Genomic DNA, 22,690 nt, shown 5'->3' on the forward strand with positions numbered 1-22,690 from the left:
CCCTGACGGGGCGCCGTCGCCTGCGCCGGTTCACGACCTCAGGAGGATCGCCGACGTCGGGACGCCCTCGCCCGCCGTCACCAGGCACGTGGCGGCGTCCGGCACCTGTGCCGTGGAGGTGCCCCGCAGCTGCTTCACGCCCTCGTTGATGAGGTTGAAGCCGTGGACGTAGGCCTCCGAGAGGCCGCCGCCGCCCGTGTTGATCGGGAGCCGGCCGCCGCTCTCCAGGGCGCCGCCCTCCGTGAACGCGCCGCCCTCGCCGCGCCCGCAGAAGCCGTAGCCCTCCAGGGAGAGCGGGATGAGCGGGGTGAAGGCGTCGTAGATCTGGGCGACGTCGACGTCCTGCGGGCCGAAGTCGGCCTGTTTCCACAGGTGTCGGGCCGCCGTCCAGGCGGGCCCGGAGAGCGGGTCGTCGTTCCAGTAGTTGACCATCCCGTGGTGCTGTGCGGGCAGGCCCTGCGCGGCGGAGTGGATGTACACGGGCCGCCGCCGGCAGTCGCGCGCCCGCTCGGCCGACACGACCACGCACGCCAACGCCCCGTCCGTCTCCAGGCAGTTGTCGAAGAGGCAGAGCGGCTCGCTGATCCAGCGGGAGGTCATATACATGTCGCGGGTCAGCGGGCGCTCGTACATGATCGCGGCGGGGTTCTGGTTGGCGCGGTTGCGGCAGGCGAGCGCGACGTTGAAGAGGTGGTCGCGGGTCGTGCCGTACTCGTGCATATGGCGGCGCGCCAGCATCGCGATCTCGTCGGCGGGCCGCAGCAGGCCGAAGGGGCGCGTCCACTGGCCCGGCGTGGGCAGCTGGACGGCGGTGTTCTTCCAGGGGCGCGGTCGGCTGCCGCGCTTGCGCGAGCGCCAGGCGACGCCGACGCTCGCCTGCCCGGTGGCGACGGCGGAGGCGAGGTGCGCGACGGTCGCGCAGGAGCCGCCGCCCCCGTATCCCACCTTGCTGAAGAAGGTGACGTCGCCCGCGCCGATGGCCTTGGCGACCTCGACCTCGTCGGTCTCCTCCATCGTGTACGAGGCGAAGGCGTCGACCTCGGACGGGGCGATGCCCGCGTCGTCGAGGGCGGCGACGATGGCCCGGCAGGCCAACGCCTTCTCGCTCTCCGGGAGTTGTTTGGCGAACGGGGTCTGGCCGATCCCGACGATCGCTGTAGCGTCCTTGATTGAAGCCATGGGCAACGGACCTCCGCCGTGTCGCGAGCGTGTCCCGACTGCTGACAGCGCGTCAGGCTACAGCTAATCTGACGGATAGTCAGCTACTGCGTCGGGAGGGCTTGCTATGCGCGGCGACCTGGGGGATCCGGTGGATTCGGCGGACCAACGGCAGGCGATGCGCGGCGACTTGGTGTGGGGCAGCATCCCCGGCCTCGTCCGGTCGGCCGTCGAGCGGTTCGGCGACCGGGAGGCGGTCGTCGAGGGCCGCAGCCGCGTCTCCTACCGGGAACTGGGCGAGCGCGTGGCGCGCGCCGCGGCCGGCTGCGTGGCGAGCGGCGTCGAGGCCGGCGACCGCGTCGCCGTCTGGGCGCCCAACACCCTCGACTGGATCGTCTCCGCGCTCGGCGCGGTCTCGGCGGGCGCCGTCCTCGTCCCCCTCAACACCCGCTTCAAGGGCACGGAGGCCGCGTACGTACTCGCCCGCAGCCGCGCGAAACTCCTCTTCGTCACCGGGACGTTCCTCGGTACGTCGTACGTCGCCTCGCTGCGCCGCGCCGCGGGCGACGGGCCCGGCGCGGGCCCGCTGCCGGGTCTGCCGCACCTGGAGCAGGTGGTCGTCCTCTCCGACGACGCCCCGGACGACTTCCGCACCTGGAAGGACTTCCTGGCCGGCGGCGACAGGGTGGACGCCGGCACGGTCCGTGCGCGGGCGGACGCCGTCGACGGCTCCTCGCCCTCCGACATCATCTTCACCTCGGGCACCACAGGGCGCCCCAAGGGCGCGGTCATCACCCACGCCCAGACCCTGCGCTGCTACGACGTGTGGAGCGAGCTGGCCGGGCTCTGCGAGGGCGACCGCTATCTGATCGTGAACCCGTTCTTCCATACCTTCGGCTACAAGGCCGGGATCATCGCCTGCCTGATGCGCGGCGCGACGATGGTCCCGCAGCCGGTCTTCAACGTGGACACCGTCCTCGCGAACGTCGCCGCGGAACGCATCTCCGTCCTGCCCGGCCCGCCCACCCTCCACCAGTCCCTCCTCGACCACCCCTCCCGCGACCAGCACGACCTGTCGGCGCTGCGCCTCGTGGTGACCGGCGCGGCCGTGGTGCCGCTGCGGCTGGTGGAACGGCTGCGCACGGAACTGCGCATCGCCACCGTCCTGACCGCGTACGGGCTCTCGGAGGCCAGCGGCTTCGTCACCATGTGCCGCCGCGGCGACCCGGCCGAGGTCATCGCGCAGACCTCGGGCCGCGCGATCCCCGGCACGGAGGTGCGGGTGGTGACCGCGTCGGGCGCGCCGCAGTCGCCCGGACACCCCGGCGAGGTCCTCGTGCGCGGTCACCACGTCATGCAGGGCTACTTCGAGGACCCCGCCGAGACGGAGAAGAGCGTGACGCCCGACGGCTGGCTGCGCACGGGCGACGTCGGCGTCCTCGACGAGGACGGCAATCTGCGCATCACGGACCGCATCAAGGACATGTTCATCGTCGGCGGCTTCAACGCCTATCCCGCCGAGATAGAGCAACTCCTCGGTGTGCACCCCGATGTGGCGGACGTCGCGGTGATCGGCGTACCCGATCCGAGGCTCGGCGAGGTCGGGAAGGCGTACGTGGTGCGGCGGCCGGGGGCGGTGGTGACCGCGGACGACCTGATCGCGTGGTCGCGCCGGGAGATGGCCAACTACAAGGTGCCGAGGGCGGTCGAGTTCGTCGCCGAGCTCCCGAGGAACGCGAGCGGGAAGGTGGTCAAAGGGGAGCTGAGGGCGCGGAAGGGCTGAAGCCCCGGGCCCTCACCGGCTGTCGGCCTCTGCCTCTGCCTCTGCCTCCGCCTCTGCCTTGGCCTCGGCGGCGATGATGGCGTCGCGCTCGGCCTGGGCGCACTCCACGTCGAACTCGTTGCCCTCGGGGTCGGCGAGGGTGACCCAGCCGCGACCGTTGGGCCGCCGGTGGTCGGCGACCCGGGTGGCGCCGAGCGCGAGGATCCGCTCGACCTCCTCGTCGCGGGTGCGGTCCTGCGGCTGGAGGTCGACGTGGAGCCGGTTCTTGACGGTCTTGTCCTCCGGCACGGTCACGAACAGCAGCGTGATGCCGTCGGCCTCGACCAGGGCCTCGGGGTCCCCGGGGAGGTCGTCGTCGGCGAGCTTCGCGCCGAGGACCTCGGCCCAGAAGGTGCCCTGGCGGTAGGCGTCGTGGGAATCGAACGTGAGGTGGCGCACAAGAGAAGTCATGGGCGGCACTATTCGCGGTGGGGGCCGGGGCTGTCCACGGAAATACGGTGCCGGGCGTCCGGCGGGAGAGCCGGGCTCAATCCCGCCCCACGGCAGGAACCGGGCTCAACGCCCCACGGCAGGAACCGGGCTCAACGCCCAACGACAGGAACCGTTCTCAATGCCCCACGGGAGGCTCGATGCACCCGGTCTCCATGAAGGGCCCGTTCGCCCTGACGCCGTAGTCGGTCTTCTGGACGAAGGCGGTCACGCAGGCGCTGTCCCCTACGTAGAGCCCGATCATCGCCCCCTCGGGCGTGACGTACTCGTCGTTCTCGTAGCGCGCGTACATGTCCCGCACGTCGAGCTCGCCGCCGAGCAGCTTGCCCTTGCCGCTGGTCCTGCGGACCTCGTACCCGAGCTCGCCGGTCAGCGCGGCGCGCACGCTGTCCGGGTCCCACTTCTTCGTCTTCCAGAGCCGTTTCAGGACGGGCTCCATGCGGGCGGCCTCGGCCTGCGCGGACTCCTGGTCGGCGGCGGACATCTCGCCGGGGCGGCGGTAGGCGTTGTTGTCGCCGTTGTGGGGCGCGCCGTCGACGACGCCGGGCTCCACGTAGGGGGAGGCGCCGGGGCCGGTGCTCGAAGAGGCGGACGGGTGCGAAGAGGCGGACGGGTTCGGCGGGGCGGCGGGTTCGGCGACGGTGCCCGGCCGTTCGTCGCCGCAGCCGGTCAGGGCCAGGGAGAGGGCGGCGCCCAGCAGGAGCGCACGGGGGCCGGGGCGTCTTCGGCGGGGTCGATCGGCAGCGGTGGGCATGCCCATGACTGTGCCACGGGCGAGGGACTGGTGGGCGGCTCTGCGAGGATTGTTCGATGCACACCGCACGACCGCACGCCGCAGCCTCGCACACCGCACGACAGCCCCGTCTCCTCTTCGTGACGGACCTCGCGTACCAGGCGAAGGGCCGCCGCTACTGCGACGAGGACATCTTCCTGACCGCCCGCCTCCGCGAGGACTTCGACGTGGCCCTGTGTCACCCGCTGGACGCGGCGTCCCTGATGGAGACCGGCGCCTTCGACACGGTGGTCGTCCGCAACAGCGGCCCGGTCCTCAACTACCAGGCCCAGTGGGACGACTTCAGGGAGCGCGCGGCCGCGTGCGGGGCCCGCGTCCACAACCAGCTCTCCGGCAGGGCGGACATGGTGGGCAAGCAGTACCTGCTGGACCTGACGGCCGCCGGCTACCCCGTGATCCCCACGGTGGACGACCCCCGGGACGCGGACCGCCTCCCGGTCACGGACACGTACGTGATCAAGCCGAAGGCGGGCGCGGACTCGATAGGACTGGAGTTCGTGCCCAGGGACGCCCTCGCCGCGACGGCGGCCACCGCGGCCACCCGGCCCGGCAGCGTCCTGATCCAGCCGTACGTCGACTTCACGTACGAGGTCTCGTTCTACTTCGTGGACCGCACCTTCCAGTACGCCCTCCACGCCCCGTCCCCCGACCGGCGCTGGGACCTGGAGCGCTACGCCCCCACCCCCGAGGACCTGGCCTTCGCCCAGCGCTTCGTCGACTGGAACGCGATCGACCACGGCATCCAACGCGTGGACGCCTGCCGTACCCGGGCCGGGGACCTCCTCCTGGTGGAACTGGAGGACCTGAACCCGTACCTGTCCCTGGACCTCCTGGACGAGCCGACGAGAGACGACTTCGTGGCGGCGCTCAAGGAGTCGCTGCACCGCCAACTCCGCGAGGACCGCCCGTAGCCGGAGACGGCGCCCGAGCCGATGGGGTCGAGCAGTGGCTGCTCGACCCCATCGGCTCGGTGCTGGTGTCTGGTCCTGGTCAGCCTCGCGGGGGCGCCGGGATGTGGCTGTCGCCCTGCGGCGCGACCGGAATGTGGCTGTCGCCCTGCGGTGCGACCGGGATGTGGCTGTCACTCTGCGGTGCGACCGGAATGTGGCTGTCGTCGGCCAGGGCCGGAGCGGCCGCGCCGCCGGCCGCGGCGGCCGCGATGGCCAGGGTGACGAGGGCCTTCTTGGTGCGAGTCATTTCAGCTCCTGCAGGGAGAGGGCGACTTCCGGACATCGAGTGACGCTAGTGGCGATAGGCGCAAATGTTCGATACGTGCGGTCTGTTCCTGCCAATCATTGGCCTGAACCTGACCTGAAACAGATGTCGGCCGCGGCGGCTCCCCCTCCGCGCCGCCGCGGCCGATCGTCCCCCGTCGGGAAGGAAGTCTCTAGGCGTCCTTGGCGGGCGGGGCGGGAACGTGCCCTTCGCGCATCTTCTTGATGCCGTCCTTGGGCGGGGCGGGGACGTGGCCCTCGCCCTTCGCGCTGATGCCGTCCTTGGCGGGCGGGGCGGGAACGTGGCCTTCGCCCTGGACGCCTATGTCCTGCTTCTTCTCGGCTTCACTCATGGTGGCGACTCCTCTGACATCAGTGGGGCTGGACCGCCCGTTCGGCAACTCCCCCGAGGGCCGCCGAACGGACGGACTAGGGCCGCTCACGATATCTGCGGGGCCCACGCGACCCGTCTGCCCCCCGACGCGACGGATCGATGACTAGAGAGTGGCATCAGCTCATAAACGTTCGATGAACGTCCGGGCGCCCGGGTCAGGCAGCCGCGATCGGCCGCAGGAGCGCGTGGATCTCGGTGGCCTCGGACGCCCCGGTCACTTCGTAGATGGCCAGTGCTTCGCGCCAGCAGGCCTGTGCCCGATCCATTTGGCCAAGGCTGTCGAGTGACTTTCCGAGCAGCGTCAGGACATTGGCGCGCATCCAGTCTCCGCCGACGCAACCGGTGGCGAGGGCCTGTTCGGCGTGCTGAGCCGCCTGTGCCGGACGGTGGCCCGAGAAGTGGACCTGCGCCACGCGGAAGTGCGTGGTGCCCTCCCACAGCCGCTGGCGGTACTCCCTGAAGATGTGCAGGGCGTCGACGAGTTGGTCGAGGGCCTCTTCGCGGCGGCCTGCCTGGTTGAGTCCGAGGCCGAGGGCGTACTTCGCGTTGGCGAGGCGGAAGGTGAGTCCGAGGTCGTCGTAGATCGCCATGCCCTGCCGGGCCAGGTCGATGGACCTGCTGGTGCGCCCCATCGCGAGCAGGGCGCGCGACAGATTGCAGAAGGCGCTCGCCTCGCTGTGACGGTTGCCGTCCGCGCGGAAGGCCTCGATCGCCTTGAGGAAGAAGGTCTCGCTGACCGCGTACTGGTTCATGCAGTAGGTGACGATCCCGCGCTCATTCGCGGCGTTTCCGCTGGTCCAAGGGTCTCCGGACTGGCGAGCGAGCTCTGTGGCACGCTCCAGTTCCGTCAACGCCTTGTCGAAGTGCCCCACCTTGCTCAGGACTTGGGCGAGACTCACTCGCGCCCGCCCCTCGGCATGGGGGTCTTTCGCCGCGGCTTCGCCGGCGGCGCGCGTCGCCTGCTCGTACCGGGGCGCGCTCACCCCCGACTCCGCAAGATCCTTGGAGGCCAACAGGAGGTCGACGGCCCGACGCAGAGTAGTCGCGCCCAAGGACTGCTGTACGCACGCCAGAATGCAGTCCGATTCGGCGTGCAGCCAGTCCAGCGCCTTCGCGTCATCGCTGAACCCCTGGCCGGCGTACTGCGTCACTTCGAAGTGCTCGACCGTCCGGTCGCCGGGGCGTTCGATCGCGTACACCCGCGCCGCCGACGCGAGGTAGAAGTCCAGGAGGCGCGAGAGGGCCGCCTCCCGCTCGCTCGGGGGCTGTTCGTCGCGTTCGGCGCATGCACGCGCGTAGAGACGTACGAGATCGTGGTAGCGGTAGCGGCCGGGGGCCGCGGACTCCACCAGGGACGTGTCGACCAGGGATTCCAGGACGTCCTCCGTGTCCTCCAGCGGGAGGTCGAGGACCGCCGCGGCCGCCGCCAGGGACAGGTCGGGGCCGTCCGCGAGGCCGAGGAGGCGGAAGGCGCGGGCCTGGGCCGGCTCCAGCTGGCCGTAGCCGAGTTCGAAGGTCGCCTTGACCGCGAGGTCGCCCGCCTGGAGCTCGTCGAGGCGGCGCCGCTCGTCGGCGAGCTTCGCGGCCAGCGTGGAGACCGTCCAGGTACGGCGGGCCGCCAGGCGGGAGGCCGCGATGCGGATGGCGAGCGGCAGGAAGCCGCAGGCCGCGACCACGTCGAGCGCCGCTTCCCGCTCGGCGGTGACCCGCTCCTCGCCGACGATCCGGGTGAAGAGGAGGAGGGCCTCCTCGGGGGACATCACGTCCAGGTCGACGAGGTGGGCGCCCGCGAGGTCGACCATCCGCACGCGGCTCGTGACCAGGGCCGCGCAGCCCTCCATGCCGGGCAGGAGGGGCCTGACCTGCGCCGCGTCGCGCGCGTTGTCCAGGAGGACGAGCACCCGGCGCCCGTCGAGGACCGAGCGGTACAGCGCGGCCCGCTCCTCCAGGGAGTCGGGGATCGCGGAGTCGGCCGTGCCGAGGGCGCGGAGGAAGGCGCCGAGGACCGTCTCGGGCTCCGCGGCCCGCGCGCCCGCGCCCTGGAGGTCGACGTACAGCTGGCCGTCCGGGAAGTGGGTGCGGGCCACGTGCGCGACGTGGACGGCGAGGGTCGTCTTGCCGACGCCGCCGATGCCCGCGAGCGCCGAGACGGCCATGACCCGGCCCTCGGCGGTGGACAGGATCTCGCTCAGCTCGTGGACGAAGGAGGCGCGGCCCGTGAAGTCGGGCACGGTCGCCGGGAGCTGCGCGGGCCGCACGACCGTGGCCGTCGGTTCGGGCGAGGACGCCGAGGGCTCGGCGAGGCCGGGGTCGGCCTGGAGGATGCGCTGCTGGAGCTCCTTCAGGCCGGGGCGCGGGTCGACGCCCAGCTCGTCGGCGAGCAGGCGGCGCGTGTCGGCGTAGACGGCGAGGGCCTCGGCCTGGCGGCCGGAGCGGTACAGGGCCAGCATCAGGAGTTCGCGCAGGCGCTCGCGCAGCGGGTGGGCCGCGGTCAGGGCGGTCAGCTCGGAGACCGCCTCCGCGTGGCAGCCCTGCTCCAGGTCCATGTCCAGGCGGGATTCGAGGAGCTGGAGGCGCCACTCCTCCAGGCGGGTGCGCTGGGTCTCGGCGTAGGGACCGGGGACGCCGGCGAGCGGTTCGCCGTCCCACAGGCCGAGCGACTTGTTCACCAGCGTGCGCGCCTGGCACAGGTCGCCCACGCCGCGCGCCTTCTCGGCCTCCGACCAGAGGTCCTCCGCGGCGGCCAGGTCCAGGGCGCCGTCCGCGACCTGGACGGAGTAGCCCCCGGACTCGCTGACGAGGACGCCGGGCGGCAGGACCTTGCGCAGGCGGGACGCGTACGTACGTACCGCTGCCAGTGCCTGCGACGGTGGCTCCTCGCCCCAGAGGGCGTCGATCAGCTCCGCGGCCGTGGCCGTGCGGCCGTCCCGCAGCAGGAGGGCCGCCAGGAGCGCCCGCTGCTGTGGTGAGCCGGTGCTGAGCTGTTCCGTGCCGTGCCACGCGCGCACCGGTCCGAGCACGCTGAAGCGTGACGCCTGGACCTCGGGGGGATGCCCCTCGGTCCGCTCCTCGGGGGCGTTCCCCGAGGCCGGACGCCACTGCTCCGGTACTCGCGGTACATCGACCATCGCTCCCCCTGCCGCCCTGCCTATCCCAGTCCTGCCGGCCGCGGAGCTGCCCGGTCCGCGGTCTTGCCGTTGTCGGTCGTACCCGGGTGGCGGGGGCTGACCCCTGTCCCGGGCATATTCGTGCCGAGCCCCGTCCGGGCCTCGGTCGCCGCCCGGTCGCGCCTTGGTTCTCGCACCCCGCCAGTTTGCCTTGTTCATGGCGGATGCGTCAGCCGTGGGAGACGGCTCTCACAGGGTCCTCGCACGACGCTCTGGACACCTTTTCGGCCTCGGGCGCCCCATGAGGCGCCGCACGACTAGCTGACGGACCGTCAGATCGGCGCTACCGTGGGCCGTATGGAGACAGTGGAGAGCCCGGAGACCTTCCCGAAGATCATCTCGGTGGACGACCACACGGTCGAACCCCCCGACGTCTGGCGGGACCGGCTCCCGTCGAAGTACCAGGACAGCGGCCCGAGGATCGTGCGCGCGCCGCTGAAGGAAATGAGCTTCCTCGGCGGGAAGTTCGCCCCCGTGATGGGGGCGAAGGGGGACGAAGGCCCCATAGGCGACTGGTGGATCTACGAGGATCTGCACCGCCCCCTCACCCGCCTCGACACCGCCGTCGGGTACGACAGGGACGAGATCAAGCTCGAGGTCATCACGTACGAGCAGATGCGGCCCGGCTCGTTCAGCGTGCCCGAGCGGCTGGCCGACATGGACGTCAACCACGTCCAGTCCGCCCTGTGCTTCCCGACCTTCCCGCGCTTCTGCGGGCAGACGTTCACCGAGGCCAAGGACCGGGAGCTCGGGCTCCTCGGGGTGCGCGCGTACAACGACTGGATGGTCGACGAGTGGTGCGGGCCCGAGGCGCGGGGGCGGCTCATACCGCTCACCCTCATCCCGCTGTGGGACCCCGAGCTGGCCGCCGCCGAGGTGCGGCGCAATGCCGCGCGCGGGGTCCGGGCGGTCGCCTTCTCCGAGATCCCGCCGCATCTGGGGCTGCCGTCCATCCACACGGACGCGTGGGACCCCTTCCTCGCGGCGTGCGACGAGACGGGGACCGTCGTGGCCATGCACATCGGGTCCTCCAGCAGGATGCCGTCCACCTCGGCGGACGCGCCGCCGGCCGTCGGGTCCACGATCACCTTCGCCAACTGCTGCTTCTCGATGGTGGACTGGCTGATGAGCGGGAAGTTCGAGCGCTTCCCGAATCTGAAGGTCATGTACGCGGAGGGGCAGATCGGCTGGATCCCTTACATCCTGGAGCGGGCGGATGTGGTCTGGGAGGAGAACCGGGGGTGGGGCGGGGTTGCCGACAAGGTGCTGCGGCCGCCGTCGGAGCTCTTCGCCGAGCACGTCTACGGATGCTTCTTCGATGACGCGTTCGGGCTGAAGAACCTCGATTCCATCGGGGTCGGCAATGTTCTGTACGAGACCGACTATCCGCATTCCGACTCGACCTGGCCGAAGTCGCGGGAGGTCGGGGAGGCGCAGATGGGGCATCTGGACGCGGATGTGGTGGACCGGATCGTCCGTCGCAACGCGATCGATCTTCTGGGCCTGACGGAGGATGGCCTCTGGCCCGGCCCCTGACCTCGCCCCGGCGGGGTTCCCCTTCCGGTGCCGGGGCCGGGGCCACGGTCATCGCCGCCCGGCGCCGGGGTTGGTCCCCGCCTGCGCGGGGGCGGGTGCCACCTTCATCGCCGCCCGGCACGGTTCGGCTGCGCCGGGGCTGGAGCCACGGTCATCGCCGCCCGGCGCCGGGGGTGTGCCCGCCTGCGCCGGGCTTGGAGCCGCCTTCATCGCTGCCCGGCACCGTCCGCTTCCCGGCGCTCCGCGCCGGGCCTTCCCCACCCACCCACCCGTTTACCCCGCACCGCCCTGCCGGACCGGCTGCACCGGGGCTGAAGCCACACTTCCCGCCACCCGGCACCGGGGGCTGTGCCCACCCGTTCCGCCTTGCGGAACGCCTGCCCACAGCGGGGATGGCCAGTTCGCCACCGCGCCGCTGCCCACAGCGGGGGGTGGCTACCCGGCCAGTGCCGCCGCCCGCAGTGGCGGGACCGGCATCTGGTTGCCCACCGGCCGCGGCGCGGGCGCACCGGCCCCCACCGGGCCGCGCCCGCAAGCGCTCCCGAGGGGACGTGGGGGTATGTGCGAACGGAGCACCGAGCACACACTGGCGCCTTTGGACTTGGGGCGGGGCGCAGGGATGGCGAGTACGCACATACCCCCGCGGCCCCGCCCCACAGACGGGCAAAGGCGGACCAGCCCAAGGCGCCCCGCCAGACGCCCGCGCCCCCGCCTCACGGACGAAGCGACCGCGCAGACCGCCAAGGCGCAGACGCCCACGCCCACGCGCCCACCGACGAACCCGAGGCGCAGTACCCCTCAAGGCGCCCCGCCAGAACCCTTGTCTGACGGGGCGTCAGCTATCACGATGTGTGGCGGTAACCATGTGATGGTCCGTCAGGTCTAGTCGAGGGGTGGGTTCTCCCATGAGCGGTGCCGAGGGGCGGCGGGGATTTCCGCCGGGGCGTCTCGTCTACGGAATGCAGCTCCCGATCCAGTCGCAGAGCTCCCTGTACGCCGAGCCGTGGGAGGCGGACGCCCGCGTCGAGGACCTCGTCGACATCGCCCGCACCGCCGACCGCTCCGGCTTCGCGTACCTCGCCAGTTGCGATCACGTCGCCATCCCCCGCCGCCTCGCCGAGGCCATGAGCACGGTCTGGTACGACCCCGTGGCGACCCTCTCCTTCCTCGCCGCCGCCACCGAGAACGTCCTCCTGCTGAGCCACGTCGCCATCGTCGGCCTGCGTCACCCCCTGCTCTCCGCCAAGCAGTACGCGACCCTCGACCACCTCAGCGGCGGCCGGCTGATCCTCGGGGTCGGCGCCGGGCACGTACCGGAGGAGTTCGAGGCGCTCGGCGTCGACTTCGCGCGGCGCGGGCCGGTCCTCGACGAGACCGTCGACGCGCTCAAGGCGGCCCTCGGGCCCGAGGAGTACCCCGAACACCACGGCGAACGCTTCGAGTTCAGCGGACTCGGCCAGCTGCCCCGGCCCGCCCAGGCCCACGTGCCCGTCTGGGTCGGCGGCTCCTCGCCGGCCGCCGTGCGCCGCGCCGCGACCCGGGCGGACGGCTGGCTGCCGCAGGGCGACCCGCGCGGCAAGCTGCCCGCGCAGATCGCGCGGCTCAGGAGGCTGCGGGAAGAGGCGGGGATCACGGAGCGGGCCGTGGTCGGCGCGATCACCGAGGCGCTGTACGTCGGGGAGCCGGGCTGGTCCGTGGGCCGCCGCACGCTCACCGGCAAGCCGCAGGCGCTCGCCGAGTCGCTGCGGGAGTACGGAGCGATGGGCGTCGACCAGATCCAGGTGCGGTTCCGCAGCCGGAGCCGCAGCGAACTCACGGACCAGATGCGGGCGTTCGCCACGGACGTGGCCCCCCACCTCAACGACTGACCCCAGGGAGTAAGCCATGGGCAAGCTGGACGGCCGCGTCGTCATCGTGACCGGCGCGGCACGCGGACAGGGCGAGCAGGAGGCGCGGCTCTTCGCCGCGGAGGGCGCGCGGGTCGTCGTCGCCGACGTGCTCGACGAGCAGGGCAAGGCGCTCGCGGCGGAGCTGGGGGAGGAGTCCGCCCTCTACGTCCACCTGGACGTCGGCGTGGAGGCCGACTGGCAGGCCGCCGTGGCCGCCGCCAAGGACGCCTTCGGCAAGGTCGACGGGCTCGTCAACAACGCCGGGATCCTGCGCTTCAACGAGCTGGTGAGCACCCCGCTGGAGGAGTTCCAGCAGGTCATCCAGGTCAACCAGATCGGCTGCTTCCTCGGCATCCGCACGGTCGCCCCCGAGATCGCCGACGCGGGCGGCGGCACCATCGTGAACACGGCGTCCTATACGGCCCTCACGGGCATGGCGTACGTCGGCGCGTACGCCGCGACCAAGCACGCCATCCTCGGGCTCACGCGGGTCGCCGCGATGGAGCTCGCGGGGCGGCACGTCCGGGTGAACGCCGTGTGCCCGGGGGCGGTGGACACGCCCATGACCAACCCGGCGCAGCTCGACCCGGCCGCCGATCCGGCCCAGGCGGGCGAGGCGGTCGCGGAGCTGTACAAGAAGCTCGTGCCGCTCGGCCGGATCGGGCGGCCCGAGGAGGTGGCGGCCCTCGCGCTCTTCCTGACCGGGGACGACTCGGCGTACATCACCGGCCAGCCGTTCGTCATCGACGGCGGCTGGCTGGCGGGCGTCAGCGTCATCTGAGCGGGCGGCAGCGGCGGGCGCCGCCGGAGCATAGCTGACGCTGCGTCAGCTATTGACGCTCCGGCGGGCCGGTGGAACAGTCGACGCATCACGATCTGACGGGTCGTCAGAAACCGTCAGAACCTCACGAGGACGGTGAACCTCCTTGGAATTCGGTCTCTTTGTACAGGGATACGTGCCCGCGGCGCGGGCCAAGGTCGACCCCGAAGCGGAGCACAAGGCGCTCATCGAGGAGACCGAGTACGTCATCCAGGCGGACAAGTCGGGGTTCAAGTACGCCTGGGCCTCCGAGCACCACTTCCTGGAGGAGTACTCGCACCTCTCCGCCAACGACGTCTTCCTCGGGTACCTCGCGCACGCCACCGACCGCATCCACCTGGGCTCGGGCATCTTCAACCCGCTGGCGCCGGTCAACCACCCGGTGAAGGTCGCCGAGAAGGTCGCCATGCTCGACCATCTCTCCGAGGGCCGCTTCGAGTTCGGCTCGGGGCGCGGTGCCGGTTCGCACGAGATCCTCGGCTTCATGCCGGGCATCACCGACATGAACCACACCAAGGAGATATGGGAAGAGACCATCTCCGAGTTCCCCAAGATGTGGCTCCAGGACGAGTACGTCGGCTTCCAGGGCAAGCACTGGTCCCTGCCGCCGCGCAAGGTCCTGCCCAAGCCGTACGGGACGTCGCACCCGGCCATGTGGTACGCCGCCGGGTCCCCCTCCTCGTACGCGATGGCGGGCAAGAAGGGCCTCGGGGTCCTCGGCTTCAGCGTGCAGAAGGTCTCCGACATGGAGTGGGTCGTCGAGTCCTACAAGTCGGCCGTCGAGGAGGCCGAGCCGATCGGCGGCTTCGTCAACGACAACGTCATGGTGACGTCCACGGCGATCTGCGCGGAGACGCACGAGAAGGCCGTACAGATCGCGGTGAGCGGCGGGCTCAACTACCTCCAGTCGCTGCTCTTCCGCTACCACGACACGTTCCCGCGGCCCGAGGGCATCCCCGAGTGGCCCGAGCTGCTGCCCGAGTACAGCGAGGAGATCATCGAACTCCTCATCGCCGAGGAGCTGATGATCTGCGGCGACCCGGACGAGGTGCTCACCCAGTGCAAGCGGTGGGAGCAGGCGGGCGCGGACCAGCTGAGCTTCGGGCTGCCGATCGGCATCTCGCCCGAGGACACGATGAACACGATCAAGCTGATCGGTGAGCACGTGATCCCGAAGATCGACACGGATCCGGTGCATCGCACCACGCGCTTCCGGCAGGCCGCGGGTTCCTGACCCCCTGAGTCACCCCGGCCTCCCCTCCCGGACGGAGGCCGGGGTCCTGCCGGACGGGTGCGGGGTCACGTGGCTCTGTCACGGGGGCGAGCCCCCGGACCCCCGTCCATCGCCCTTCGGGCTCGTCCTCAAACGCCGGACGGGCTGATATCCCGGGCTCGTCCTCGCCTGCGGGGCGGGCTGATACTCCGGGCTCGTCCTCAAACGCCGGACGGGCTGAATCTGAGGGCTCGTCCTCATCTGCGGGGCGGGCCGATACTCCGCCTCCGAAAGGGGACACCTCCGCCATGCTCGACCACCTCATCAAGGGCGCGACCGTCGTCGACGGGACCGGTGCCCCCGCGCGCGTCGCCGACGTCGGCATACGGGACGGGCGCATCGCCGTCGTCGCCGAGCCGGGAACCGTCGCCGAGGAGGCGCGGACCAGCGAGGACGCCCGGGGGCGGGTGCTCGCGCCCGGATTCGTCGATCCGCACACGCACTACGACGCGCAGCTGTTCTGGGACCCGTACGCGACGCCCTCGCTCAACCACGGCGTGACCACCGTCGCCGGCGGCAACTGCGGCTTCACGCTCGCCCCGCTGAACCCGGCGCGGCCCGAGGACGCCGACTACACGCGGCGGATGATGTCGAAGGTCGAGGGCATGTCGCTGGTCGCCCTGGAGGAGGGCGCGCCCTGGTCGTGGAGTTCGTTCGGCGAGTACCTGGACGCGCTGGAGGGACGCATCGCGGTCAACGCGGGGTTCATGGTGGGACATTGCGCGCTGCGGCGGTACGTGATGGGCGCCGACGCGGTCGGCGGGCAGCCGTCGGCCGAGCAGTTGGAGGAGATGCTGCGGCTCTTCCACGACGCGATGGACGCCGGTGCCTGGGGCCTGTCCACCACCCAGTCCGCCACGCACTCCGACGGCGACGGGGAGCCGGTCGCCTCGCGGCACGCCGGGCCCGAGGAGCTGCTCGCGCTGTCGCGGGCCGTCGCCGAGCACGAGGGCACCCAGCTGGAGGCCATCGTCGCGGGCTGCCTCGACCAGTTCAGCGACGAGGAGATCGACCTGTTCGTCGAGATGAGCGCGGCGGCCGGGCGGCCCCTGAACTGGAACGTGCTCACCATCGACGCCGCCGTGCCCGAGCGCGTGCCGCGCCAGCTCGTGGCGAGCGAACGCGCCCGCAAGTCCGGCGGCCGGGTCGTCGCCCTGACCATGCCGATCCTCACCCCCATGAACATGTCGCTCGGCACGTTCTGCGCCCTGAACCTGATCCCCGGCTGGGGCGAGGTGCTGGGCCTGCCGGTGCCCGAGCGCATCGCGAAGCTGCGGGACGCGGACGTGCGCGCCGAGATGCTGCGGCGCGCGGGGAGCAAGGAGGCGGGCGTCTTCCGGCGGCTGACGCACTTCGGGCGGTACGTCATCGGGGACACGTACTCGGCGGCGAACGAGGGCCTCAGCGGGCGCGTCGTGGCCGACATCGCCGCCGAGCGCGGCCAGGAGCCCTTCGAGTGCCTCGTCGAGATCTGCGCCGACGACGAGCTGCGCACGGTGCTCTGGCCGATGCCCACCGACAACGACCCGGACTCCTGGGCGCTGCGCAAGGAGACCTGGCAGCACGAGGACGTCATGCTGGGCGGCTCGGACGCCGGCGCGCACCTGGACCGCATGTGCGGCGCCCCGTACACGACGCGCTTCCTCGGGGACTGCCTGCGCGGGCGCAAGCTGATGGGTCTGGAGGAGGCGGTGAAGATGCTCACCGACGATCCCGCGCGGCTCTTCGGGCTGCGCGAGCGGGGCCGCGTCGCCGAGGGCTACCACGCCGACCTCGTCCTCTTCGACCCGGAGAGGATCGACGCGGGCAAGGCCACCCTCGTCCACGACCTGCCCGGCGACAGCCCGCGCCTGGACTCCAAGGCGATCGGCGTCAACGCGGTCTGGGTCAACGGCGTCGAGGCGATCCGCGAGGACGTCGTGTCGGGCGCCGTGCCCGGCAAGGTCCTGCGCTCGGGCCGGGACACCAGGACGGTGAGCACCAAGTGAGCAAGGACCAGCGGCTGTTCATCGGCGGCGAATGGGTCGAGCCGGACGCCGGGCACTACGAGGTGGTGAATCCGGCGACCGAGGGCGTCGTGGGCCTCGCGCCCGAGGCGAGCCGGGCGCAGGTCCACGCGGCGGCGTCGGCGGCGCGCGAGGCGTTCGGGAGCTGGTCGCGCACGTCCCCGCAGGAGCGGGCGGCGATCCTGGAGCGCGCCGCCGCCGTCCTGCGCAGGGACTTCGACCGGCACGCCGAACTCGCGGGCGCGGAGAGCGGCGCGACGACCGGGACGGCGCGCGGCATGCAGGTGGCGGTGGCGGTGTCGCGCTTCCACCGGTACGCGCGGGGCGCCCTGGAACCGGTCGAGTCGGCGCTGCCGCCGCAGATCAACGAGGCGAGCCCGATGGGGAGGGCGGGCGTCATGGGCGCGCTGGCCGTGCGCCAGCCCGTCGGCGTCGTCACCTGCATCACCTCGTACAACAACCCCTGGGCGAACCCGGCGGGCAAGGTGGCGCCCGCGCTCGCGATGGGCAACACCGTCGTGGTGAAGCCCGCGCCGCAGGACCCGCTGTCGGTGTACGGGATGGCGGCGGCGCTGGCGGAGGCGGGGGTGCCGCCCGGCGTGGTCAACGTGGTCTCCGGCCGGGAGACCGCCGTCGGCGAGGCGGCCGTCGACTCCCCGGACGTCGACATGGTGAGCTTCACCGGCTCCACGGCGGTGGGGCGGCGCATCGGCGAGGTCTGCGGGCGCGGCATGAAGCGGCAGCTGATGGAGCTGGGCGGCAAGGGGGCGGCGATCGTCCTCGACGACGCGGACGTGGACGCGGCGGTGGCCGGGATCGGCACGACGTTCTCCTTCTACAGCGGCCAGATCTGCACGGCTCCCACGCGCGTGATCGTGCAACGAGGCGTCTATGAAAGCCTGTTGGAGAAGCTGACGGCCTACATCGGCCATCTCACGGTGGGCGACCCGCGCGCGAGGGGCACGGTCGTGGGACCGGTCATCTCGGCGGACCACCGCGACCGGATCGAGTCGTACGTCGAGCTGGGCCGCAAGGAGGGCGCACGGCTCGTCACGGGCGGCGAACGCCCCGCGGGACCCGGCCTGGACAAGGGCTTCTACGTCGCCCCGACGCTCCTGGCCGACTGCACGAACGACATGCGGGTGGTCCGCGAGGAGATCTTCGGTCCGGTCGTCGCGGTCGTCCCCTTCGACGCGGCGGGCCCCGAGGAGGCCGAGGAGACGGCGATCGCGCTGGCCGACGACAGCGAGTACGGCCTGATCGACTACGTCTGGTCGGGCGACGTCGCCCGCGCGTTCCGCGTGGCCCGCAGGCTGCGCGCGGGCGGCGTCGGCGTCAACACGATCGGCCGCAACATGGAGGCGCCGTTCGGCGGCTTCAAGCAGAGCGGGGTGGGCCGCGACGTCGGCTCGTACGCCCTGCACGCGTACAGCGAGCTCCAGTCGATCGTCTGGCCGGGGTGAGGGGCCGCACACCGCCCCGCACCCCGGGGCGAGCGCGGCTCCGCACCCCGGGGTGAGCGCGGCTCCGGTCAGCGGCGCCCGAGGAAGATCGGGTTCGTGAACGCCGTCAGCGGTCCCGGCAGGCCCGCCACGACCGGGGCGTGCCGGACCTCGGCCCGTACGTACGCCGCGTACTGCGCCGTCGTGCGCCACTGGACCGTGCCCGTGCCGGACTCCGGCAGGGCGGCGCTCGTGTGCAGGACGCCCTGGTCGGTGACGAAGCGGACCGTGCAGCCGGGGGCGCCCTTGACCTCAAGGCGGACCGTGACCGGTGCGTCCCGGTCGACGTCGAGGCGTTCGCCGATGCCCGCGTGGGCGCCCTTGCCGCCGGCCGCCGAGAAGGCGAGCGCCACGTCCTTGTTCTCGGCGACGTAGGAGTGGCCCCTGCGGATGCCGTCCTGGATGGCCTCGCGGGTCAGGTCGTCGGCGAGGACGACCGTCTGCGGGCCGCCGACGCGGTCGGGGTCGCGGTGCGCGTCGCTGTTGCCCATCGCCGGGATCCACTGCCGGTCGCCGCGCACGGAGGCGACCAGCATGCTGTCCCAGTCGGCGAGGGAGACCTCGTCGTCGGGGGTGTAGGGGCCGTTCCACACCTCCACCGCGTCGGCCTCGCCGAAGCCGAACTTCCAGTTGCAGCCGACGCAGGTGGCGTGCGGGTGCGCGGGCACGACCAGGCCGCCCGCGTCGCGGATCCTGCGGGCGTACTTCCCGAAGCGGTTGTCGCGCGCGCGGTAGCGCCAGTCGACGAACGTGCCGGGGTCGATGCCGAGGGCGACCACGTGGCCGTTGCGGGTGGTGACCTCCTCGCCGAGCATGATCAGCAGGTCGTCGCCGGCCTCCGGCGCCCAGTGGGCGTGCGCGGAGTGGGTGTTGTGCTCCGAGCTGTTGATGAAGTCGAGGCCCGCCGCGCGGGCGAGCGCGGCGATCTCGGCGAGGGTGCGGCGGCCGTCGGAGTGCACCGAGTGGAGGTGGCAGTCCCCGCGGTACCAGGCACGGCCGCGGCCCTTGGCGCGCTCGGGCGGATGGACGGGCTTCGGGGTCGTGCCCGGCTCCCCGTAGGTGAGGGTGATCGTCACCTCGTAGGGGAGACCCTCGGGGGCGACGGTGTAGGGGCCGAGCGCGATGTGCCACTCGCCGGCTCTCACCGGTCCCGGGATATAGCCGGGCGTGGCCTCGTCGGCCCGGATGAAGAACTCGGTGCGGGCGCCGCCGGACCAGCCGCGGAAGCCCCGGCCACCGAGCTCCGTGCCGCGCTCGTCGAAGACGCCGATGTCGAGGGCGTTGCCGACGGTGCCCGCGGGGACGGCCGGCTTCTCGTAGGTGTACGCGACGTGGATCTCCTTGACGCCCCGGGGGACGTCGACCGGCAGGTACACGTAGTCCGGCGACCCGGTGGGCAGGGTGCCGCGCACCGTCCTGCTCTCCTTGCCCCCCGGAGAAGGGGCGCGCCGCTCGGCGCCGCTGGCGAAGCTCACGCTGTTCAACGTAAGCGCGGCGGCGGCTCCCGTCACGAACAGACCGCGCCGGTTCATTCCCTTGTGCGCGGGGTGTACGGCGTCCTCACACATGCTGCGGCTCCCCAGGGTGTCGGTGGTGACGTGGGTGGTGCGGGCAACCCTGGTATTGAGCCGTGAACTGTGCGTCAAGGGAAGGTGATTGACGGACCTACGTACGGGGGCGGCGCATCGGCCCCGGACGTGGCCCAAAGGCGCCTATTTGCGGTGGCGGCGCATCGCGAGGAGCGCGAGGACGACGACCAGCACGACCAGCAGCACGATGATCCAGCCGATCAGCCCGAGCGACTTGCTCTTCTTCTTTTTCTTCTTGGACTTGCTCGTCTTCTCGATGCCGCTCTTCGTGACGCCGCTCTTCGTGACGGCGGCGGAGCCGGTCCTGTGGACGGGCTCGGCCTGGAGCACGCCCGCGCCGGTGCGCGCCGCCGAGGCGGCGGAGGGCCGTGCCGAGGTGTACGAGGCGGTCGGCGCCGCGTACGCCGTGACGGGCGCAGCGCCGCCGAGCAGCACGGCGGTCAGCAGCAGCGAGGTGGCCGGACGTGGTCGCATGCGAAACCTCCTGATTTCACCGGACTTGGCGCATGCTAGGGCAGCGCGGGCGTCACGTCACCGGTCCGCACGCGGGCTGTGGACGCGGCGGTGGGCGCGCCTCGGGCGGGCGCACTCCTGGAGGGTCCGTGCGCCCCGAGGGGGACGCCTCGTTCCGCCGCGCGGCGGAGCGGGCCCGGCCCTGCGGCGGACGTGCGGGGCCAGGGCGGCGAGAAGGATCGGTGGGGCGGGACCGGGAGCTTCTCGGGACGCCTCATCAGCCGTACGCCATAAGGGAGTTACCCGTGTCTTTCTTCGGTGCGAAGTCCGTCGTCCGTACGAAGCCCGTCCTCCGTACGAAGCCCGTCCTCCGTACGAAGCCCGTCGTCCGCGCGAAGTCCGCCCGCGCCCTCACCGTCCTCGCCACCGCCGCCGTGCTCGCCACCACCGTGGGGGCCGCCTCCGCGTCGACGGCGTCCGGCGAACGGGCCGGCGGCCGGGGCGCGCACGCGGCGGAGAAGGCGCCGGAGGCGCCGCGGCCCGTCACCTCCCGCCTCAAGGGCGAGGGCCGCCTCGACTACCCCGTCGCCCAGGACGACGTCCGGGTGTCCGTCGACGCCCGTGCCACCTTCCGGAGCAAGGGCTGGTCGATCCCCGAGAAGTCCTCGGGAACGTTCCGCATCTACCACAGCTCGCCGTCCCCCGACGGCGGACCCGACCTGGTCAACTGGGGTGACTTCAAGGTCGACTGCCTCACCACGGGCGGTCCCACCGCGACCGTCACCGGCCGTCTCGTGCGCACCGGGGGCAACGTCGACGGCTGGGACGACTACCTGAAGCGGCACGTCCGCATGGGGGTCAGCTTCTACGTGGGGGACGAGAAGACCGGCGCCCCCGCCCGCGTCGGCATCTCCGGCGGCACCGAGGAGGGAGAGCCGCTCCTCAGCAAGTGCATGGCGCCCGCCGCCGACAGCGAGCTGGTCAAGGGCGGATACGCCGTCGAGGACAAGGCCTCGGCCCGCACCCGCTGAGCCGGGCGAGCGGCCCGCGACCGGCCCCCGCTCCGCAGCCGGACCCGCCCCCACCCCGCAGCCGAACCCCCTACTCCCGCGCCCCCGCCGCCACCAGCGCCGCCTCCGTCTCCGGATGCGGTCCGTCGGCCCCCTGCCGGGCCCAGCGCAGCGGAGAGGAGCCCGTGCCGTCGTCCTCGCGGAGGTTCGGGTCGGCCCCGTGGGCGAGCAGTTCGCGCACCGTGGCGGCGTGGCCCCAGGCGGCGGCACCGCACAGCGGCGTCCCGTCGGTGAGGCCGCGGCTCTCGGTGTCCGGCAGCGCGCCCGCCCTCAGCAGGACCCGCACCGTGTCGGCCGCGCCGTGCACCGAGGCGGCGTACAGGGCCGTGGTGCCGTCGGCGTCGGGGATCTCGGGATCGAGGCCGGAGCGCAGCAGTGTCCTGACCGCCGCCGTCCTGCCGAGCATGGCCGCGCCCACCAGGCGCCGGGTCAGCTTCTTCTGCTTGCGTCGGTTCACGGGCGCCAGGCTAATGAGCGCCTGGGCATGGACCAACCGACTTTCCGGGGATAGGAAGAGTGCCCCGGGTAGCACCCGGCGGACAGCCGGTACGCGAGTGGCCCGAACCGACCCCTTCGGAGGGACCGTGCGGATTTCCGCGACGCTCTACATGACCGACAGGACGATCACCCCGGTACGCCTGGCCCAGGAACTGGAGCGACGTGGTTTCGCCGGGCTGTACCTCCCCGAGCACACCCACATCCCGGTCTCCCGCGAGACCCCCTACCCCGGCGGCGAACTGCCGCCGGAGTGCGCCCGCATGCTCAGCCCGTTCATCGCGCTCTCCCAGGCCGCCGCCGTCACCGGGACGATCGCCCTGGGCACCAACATCGCCCTGGTCGCCCAGCACGACCCCGTCGTCCTCGCCAAGCAGATAGCGACCCTCGACCACCTCTCCGGCGGCCGCGTCACGCTCGGCGTCGGCTACGGCTGGAACCGTGAGGAGGCCGAGGACCACGGCGTGACCTGGCCGCGCAGGCGGGCGGTCGTGCGGGACAAGATGGCGGTCATGCGGGCGTTGTGGGCGGACCGCCCGAAGGCGTACGAGGGGGAGTTCGGCGGGGTGCGGGCCAGCGAGTGCCACCCCAAACCGGTGCGCCCGCCCCGCGAACGGAGCGTGAAGGGACCGTTGTTCGGGCCGCGCACGCTGATCGGCGGCGCCGCGGGCCCGGGGCTCTTCGGGCACATCGCGGAGTATGCCGACGGCTGGATGCCCATAGGGGGGCGCGGTCTGTGCGAGGCGCTGCCCGCGCTGCGTGCGGTGTGGGCGGACGCGGGGCGGGCGCCCGAGGACCTGTACGTGGCGCTGACGGCCGTCGAGCCGGGCCCCGGCAAGCTGGAGCACTACGAGCGCCAGGGCGTCGACGAGGTCATCGTGCAGCTGCCGCCGGCCGGGGAGAAGGAGGTGTGCGCGGTGCTCGACGGGCTGGCGCCGTACGTGGACCAGCACCACTGAGCCCGCCGCGCGCCCGCCACCGCCCCGCCACCGGCCGATCGCCGGTCCCGCCGGGGGCCGCCGACGACGGGGCCGCCGGTCCCGGCCGGAGCGGCGGAAG

General features: G+C 72.3%; 18 protein-coding genes and 1 pseudogene. 10 read left to right on the top strand and 9 right to left on the bottom strand.

Features of this window, described 5'->3' with window-relative positions; translation table 11 throughout:
* Nucleotides 1-30: 30 nt before the first annotated feature.
* Nucleotides 31-1,179 carry a lipid-transfer protein gene (locus AB0L89_RS18960; RefSeq protein WP_365142155.1) on the bottom strand — a complete coding sequence of 383 codons (1,149 nt, stop codon included), beginning with the start codon at nt 1,177-1,179 and terminating at the stop codon, nt 31-33.
* 157 nt (nt 1,180-1,336) lie between these two features.
* Between AB0L89_RS18960 and AB0L89_RS18965 the strand changes: the two genes are divergently transcribed.
* A complete protein-coding gene (locus tag AB0L89_RS18965; protein WP_365142682.1) occupies nt 1,337-2,941 on the top strand; it encodes a FadD3 family acyl-CoA ligase in 1,605 nt (534 codons plus the stop codon).
* Nucleotides 2,942-3,016: 75 nt separating this feature from the next.
* On the opposite strand, the pseudogene AB0L89_RS18970 reads toward AB0L89_RS18965, so the two are convergent.
* Both AB0L89_RS18970 and AB0L89_RS18975 read right to left on the bottom strand, forming a co-directional pair.
* A pseudogene (locus AB0L89_RS18970) lies at nt 3,017-3,391 on the bottom strand (VOC family protein); the annotation flags it as partial.
* A 157-nt stretch (nt 3,392-3,548) separates the two neighbouring features.
* Nucleotides 3,549-4,184, bottom strand: coding sequence for a hypothetical protein (locus AB0L89_RS18975; protein ID WP_365142157.1), 636 nt, complete (start codon nt 4,182-4,184; stop codon nt 3,549-3,551).
* A 56-nt stretch (nt 4,185-4,240) separates the two neighbouring features.
* Here AB0L89_RS18975 and AB0L89_RS18980 point away from each other — a divergent pair, with 56 nt between their 5' ends.
* Complete coding sequence (locus AB0L89_RS18980) at nt 4,241-5,134, top strand: hypothetical protein (protein WP_365142159.1); 894 nt, start codon at nt 4,241-4,243, stop codon at nt 5,132-5,134.
* Nucleotides 5,135-5,213: 79 nt separating this feature from the next.
* Here AB0L89_RS18980 and AB0L89_RS18985 read toward each other — a convergent pair whose 3' ends face one another.
* The 3 genes from AB0L89_RS18985 to AB0L89_RS18995 all read right to left on the bottom strand — a co-directional run bounded on the left by AB0L89_RS18985 (nt 5,214) and on the right by AB0L89_RS18995 (nt 8,959).
* Nucleotides 5,214-5,420, bottom strand: coding sequence for a hypothetical protein (locus tag AB0L89_RS18985; RefSeq protein WP_365142161.1), 207 nt, complete (start codon nt 5,418-5,420; stop codon nt 5,214-5,216).
* 190 nt (nt 5,421-5,610) lie between these two features.
* On the bottom strand, nt 5,611-5,790 hold the full coding sequence (locus AB0L89_RS18990; RefSeq protein WP_365142163.1) for a sigma-like protein: 180 nt from the start codon (nt 5,788-5,790) through the stop codon (nt 5,611-5,613).
* A gap of 196 nt (nt 5,791-5,986) precedes the next feature.
* Nucleotides 5,987-8,959 carry a BTAD domain-containing putative transcriptional regulator gene (locus AB0L89_RS18995; RefSeq protein WP_365142165.1) on the bottom strand — a complete coding sequence of 991 codons (2,973 nt, stop codon included), beginning with the start codon at nt 8,957-8,959 and terminating at the stop codon, nt 5,987-5,989.
* A gap of 336 nt (nt 8,960-9,295) precedes the next feature.
* On the opposite strand from AB0L89_RS18995, the gene AB0L89_RS19000 reads away from it, so the two are divergent.
* The 6 genes from AB0L89_RS19000 to AB0L89_RS19025 all read left to right on the top strand — a co-directional run bounded on the left by AB0L89_RS19000 (nt 9,296) and on the right by AB0L89_RS19025 (nt 17,985).
* Entirely contained in the window at nt 9,296-10,534 is a 1,239-nt protein-coding gene (locus AB0L89_RS19000; RefSeq protein ID WP_365142167.1) for an amidohydrolase family protein, read from the top strand.
* A gap of 959 nt (nt 10,535-11,493) precedes the next feature.
* Nucleotides 11,494-12,402, top strand: coding sequence for a TIGR03619 family F420-dependent LLM class oxidoreductase (locus AB0L89_RS19005; RefSeq protein WP_365142169.1), 909 nt, complete (start codon nt 11,494-11,496; stop codon nt 12,400-12,402).
* A gap of 16 nt (nt 12,403-12,418) precedes the next feature.
* Nucleotides 12,419-13,204, top strand: a complete 786-nt coding sequence (locus tag AB0L89_RS19010; RefSeq protein WP_365142171.1) for a glucose 1-dehydrogenase — start codon at nt 12,419-12,421, stop codon at nt 13,202-13,204.
* Between the two features lie 145 nt (nt 13,205-13,349).
* Nucleotides 13,350-14,477: an LLM class flavin-dependent oxidoreductase gene (locus tag AB0L89_RS19015; RefSeq protein WP_365142173.1), complete on the top strand. Its 1,128-nt coding sequence runs from the start codon at nt 13,350-13,352 to the stop codon at nt 14,475-14,477.
* Nucleotides 14,478-14,764: 287 nt separating this feature from the next.
* Entirely contained in the window at nt 14,765-16,504 is a 1,740-nt protein-coding gene (locus AB0L89_RS19020; protein ID WP_365142175.1) for a D-aminoacylase, read from the top strand.
* The gene (locus AB0L89_RS19025) at nt 16,501-17,985 is read left to right on the top strand and encodes an aldehyde dehydrogenase family protein (protein ID WP_365142177.1); all 1,485 of its coding nucleotides are present in this window, start codon (nt 16,501-16,503) and stop codon (nt 17,983-17,985) included. The genes AB0L89_RS19020 and AB0L89_RS19025 overlap by 4 nt, the downstream gene beginning before the upstream one ends.
* 68 nt (nt 17,986-18,053) lie before the next feature.
* Here the strand turns inward: AB0L89_RS19025 and AB0L89_RS19030 are convergent, their stop codons facing one another.
* Together AB0L89_RS19030 and AB0L89_RS19035 are read right to left on the bottom strand one after the other, a co-directional pair.
* The gene (locus AB0L89_RS19030) at nt 18,054-19,592 is read right to left on the bottom strand and encodes a CehA/McbA family metallohydrolase (protein ID WP_365142179.1); all 1,539 of its coding nucleotides are present in this window, start codon (nt 19,590-19,592) and stop codon (nt 18,054-18,056) included.
* A 144-nt stretch (nt 19,593-19,736) separates the two neighbouring features.
* Complete coding sequence (locus AB0L89_RS19035) at nt 19,737-20,087, bottom strand: hypothetical protein (RefSeq protein ID WP_365142181.1); 351 nt, start codon at nt 20,085-20,087, stop codon at nt 19,737-19,739.
* 284 nt (nt 20,088-20,371) lie between these two features.
* On the opposite strand from AB0L89_RS19035, the gene AB0L89_RS19040 reads away from it, so the two are divergent.
* Nucleotides 20,372-21,097 (top strand): hypothetical protein, encoded by a 726-nt coding sequence (locus AB0L89_RS19040; RefSeq protein WP_365142183.1) that lies wholly within the window; start codon nt 20,372-20,374, stop codon nt 21,095-21,097.
* 70 nt (nt 21,098-21,167) lie between these two features.
* On the opposite strand, the gene AB0L89_RS19045 is transcribed toward AB0L89_RS19040, so the two are convergent.
* Nucleotides 21,168-21,593, bottom strand: a complete 426-nt coding sequence (locus tag AB0L89_RS19045; protein WP_365142185.1) for an ankyrin repeat domain-containing protein — start codon at nt 21,591-21,593, stop codon at nt 21,168-21,170.
* Nucleotides 21,594-21,720: 127 nt separating this feature from the next.
* On the opposite strand from AB0L89_RS19045, the gene AB0L89_RS19050 reads away from it, so the two are divergent.
* Nucleotides 21,721-22,590 (top strand): TIGR03619 family F420-dependent LLM class oxidoreductase, encoded by an 870-nt coding sequence (locus tag AB0L89_RS19050; RefSeq protein WP_365142187.1) that lies wholly within the window; start codon nt 21,721-21,723, stop codon nt 22,588-22,590.
* Nucleotides 22,591-22,690: the final 100 nt, after the last annotated feature.

This window comes from Streptomyces sp. NPDC052114, assembly GCF_040680155.1.
In the GTDB taxonomy this organism is placed as follows: domain Bacteria; phylum Actinomycetota; class Actinomycetes; order Streptomycetales; family Streptomycetaceae; genus Streptomyces.

What these genes read in the sequence shown, in the direction of transcription:
- AB0L89_RS18960 (WP_365142155.1), bottom strand. Translation starts at nt 1,179, where the DNA reads ATGGCTTCAATCAAGGACGCTACAGCGATCGTCGGGATCGGCCAGACC.
- AB0L89_RS18965 (WP_365142682.1), top strand. Translation starts at nt 1,337, where the DNA reads ATGCGCGGCGACTTGGTGTGGGGCAGCATCCCCGGCCTCGTCCGGTCG.
- AB0L89_RS18975 (WP_365142157.1), bottom strand. Translation starts at nt 4,184, where the DNA reads ATGCCCACCGCTGCCGATCGACCCCGCCGAAGACGCCCCGGCCCCCGT.
- AB0L89_RS18980 (WP_365142159.1), top strand. Translation starts at nt 4,241, where the DNA reads ATGCACACCGCACGACCGCACGCCGCAGCCTCGCACACCGCACGACAG.
- AB0L89_RS18985 (WP_365142161.1), bottom strand. Translation starts at nt 5,420, where the DNA reads ATGACTCGCACCAAGAAGGCCCTCGTCACCCTGGCCATCGCGGCCGCC.
- AB0L89_RS18990 (WP_365142163.1), bottom strand. Translation starts at nt 5,790, where the DNA reads ATGAGTGAAGCCGAGAAGAAGCAGGACATAGGCGTCCAGGGCGAAGGC.
- AB0L89_RS18995 (WP_365142165.1), bottom strand. Translation starts at nt 8,959, where the DNA reads ATGGTCGATGTACCGCGAGTACCGGAGCAGTGGCGTCCGGCCTCGGGG.
- AB0L89_RS19000 (WP_365142167.1), top strand. Translation starts at nt 9,296, where the DNA reads ATGGAGACAGTGGAGAGCCCGGAGACCTTCCCGAAGATCATCTCGGTG.
- AB0L89_RS19005 (WP_365142169.1), top strand. Translation starts at nt 11,494, where the DNA reads ATGCAGCTCCCGATCCAGTCGCAGAGCTCCCTGTACGCCGAGCCGTGG.
- AB0L89_RS19010 (WP_365142171.1), top strand. Translation starts at nt 12,419, where the DNA reads ATGGGCAAGCTGGACGGCCGCGTCGTCATCGTGACCGGCGCGGCACGC.
- AB0L89_RS19020 (WP_365142175.1), top strand. Translation starts at nt 14,765, where the DNA reads ATGCTCGACCACCTCATCAAGGGCGCGACCGTCGTCGACGGGACCGGT.
- AB0L89_RS19030 (WP_365142179.1), bottom strand. Translation starts at nt 19,592, where the DNA reads ATGTGTGAGGACGCCGTACACCCCGCGCACAAGGGAATGAACCGGCGC.
- AB0L89_RS19035 (WP_365142181.1), bottom strand. Translation starts at nt 20,087, where the DNA reads ATGCGACCACGTCCGGCCACCTCGCTGCTGCTGACCGCCGTGCTGCTC.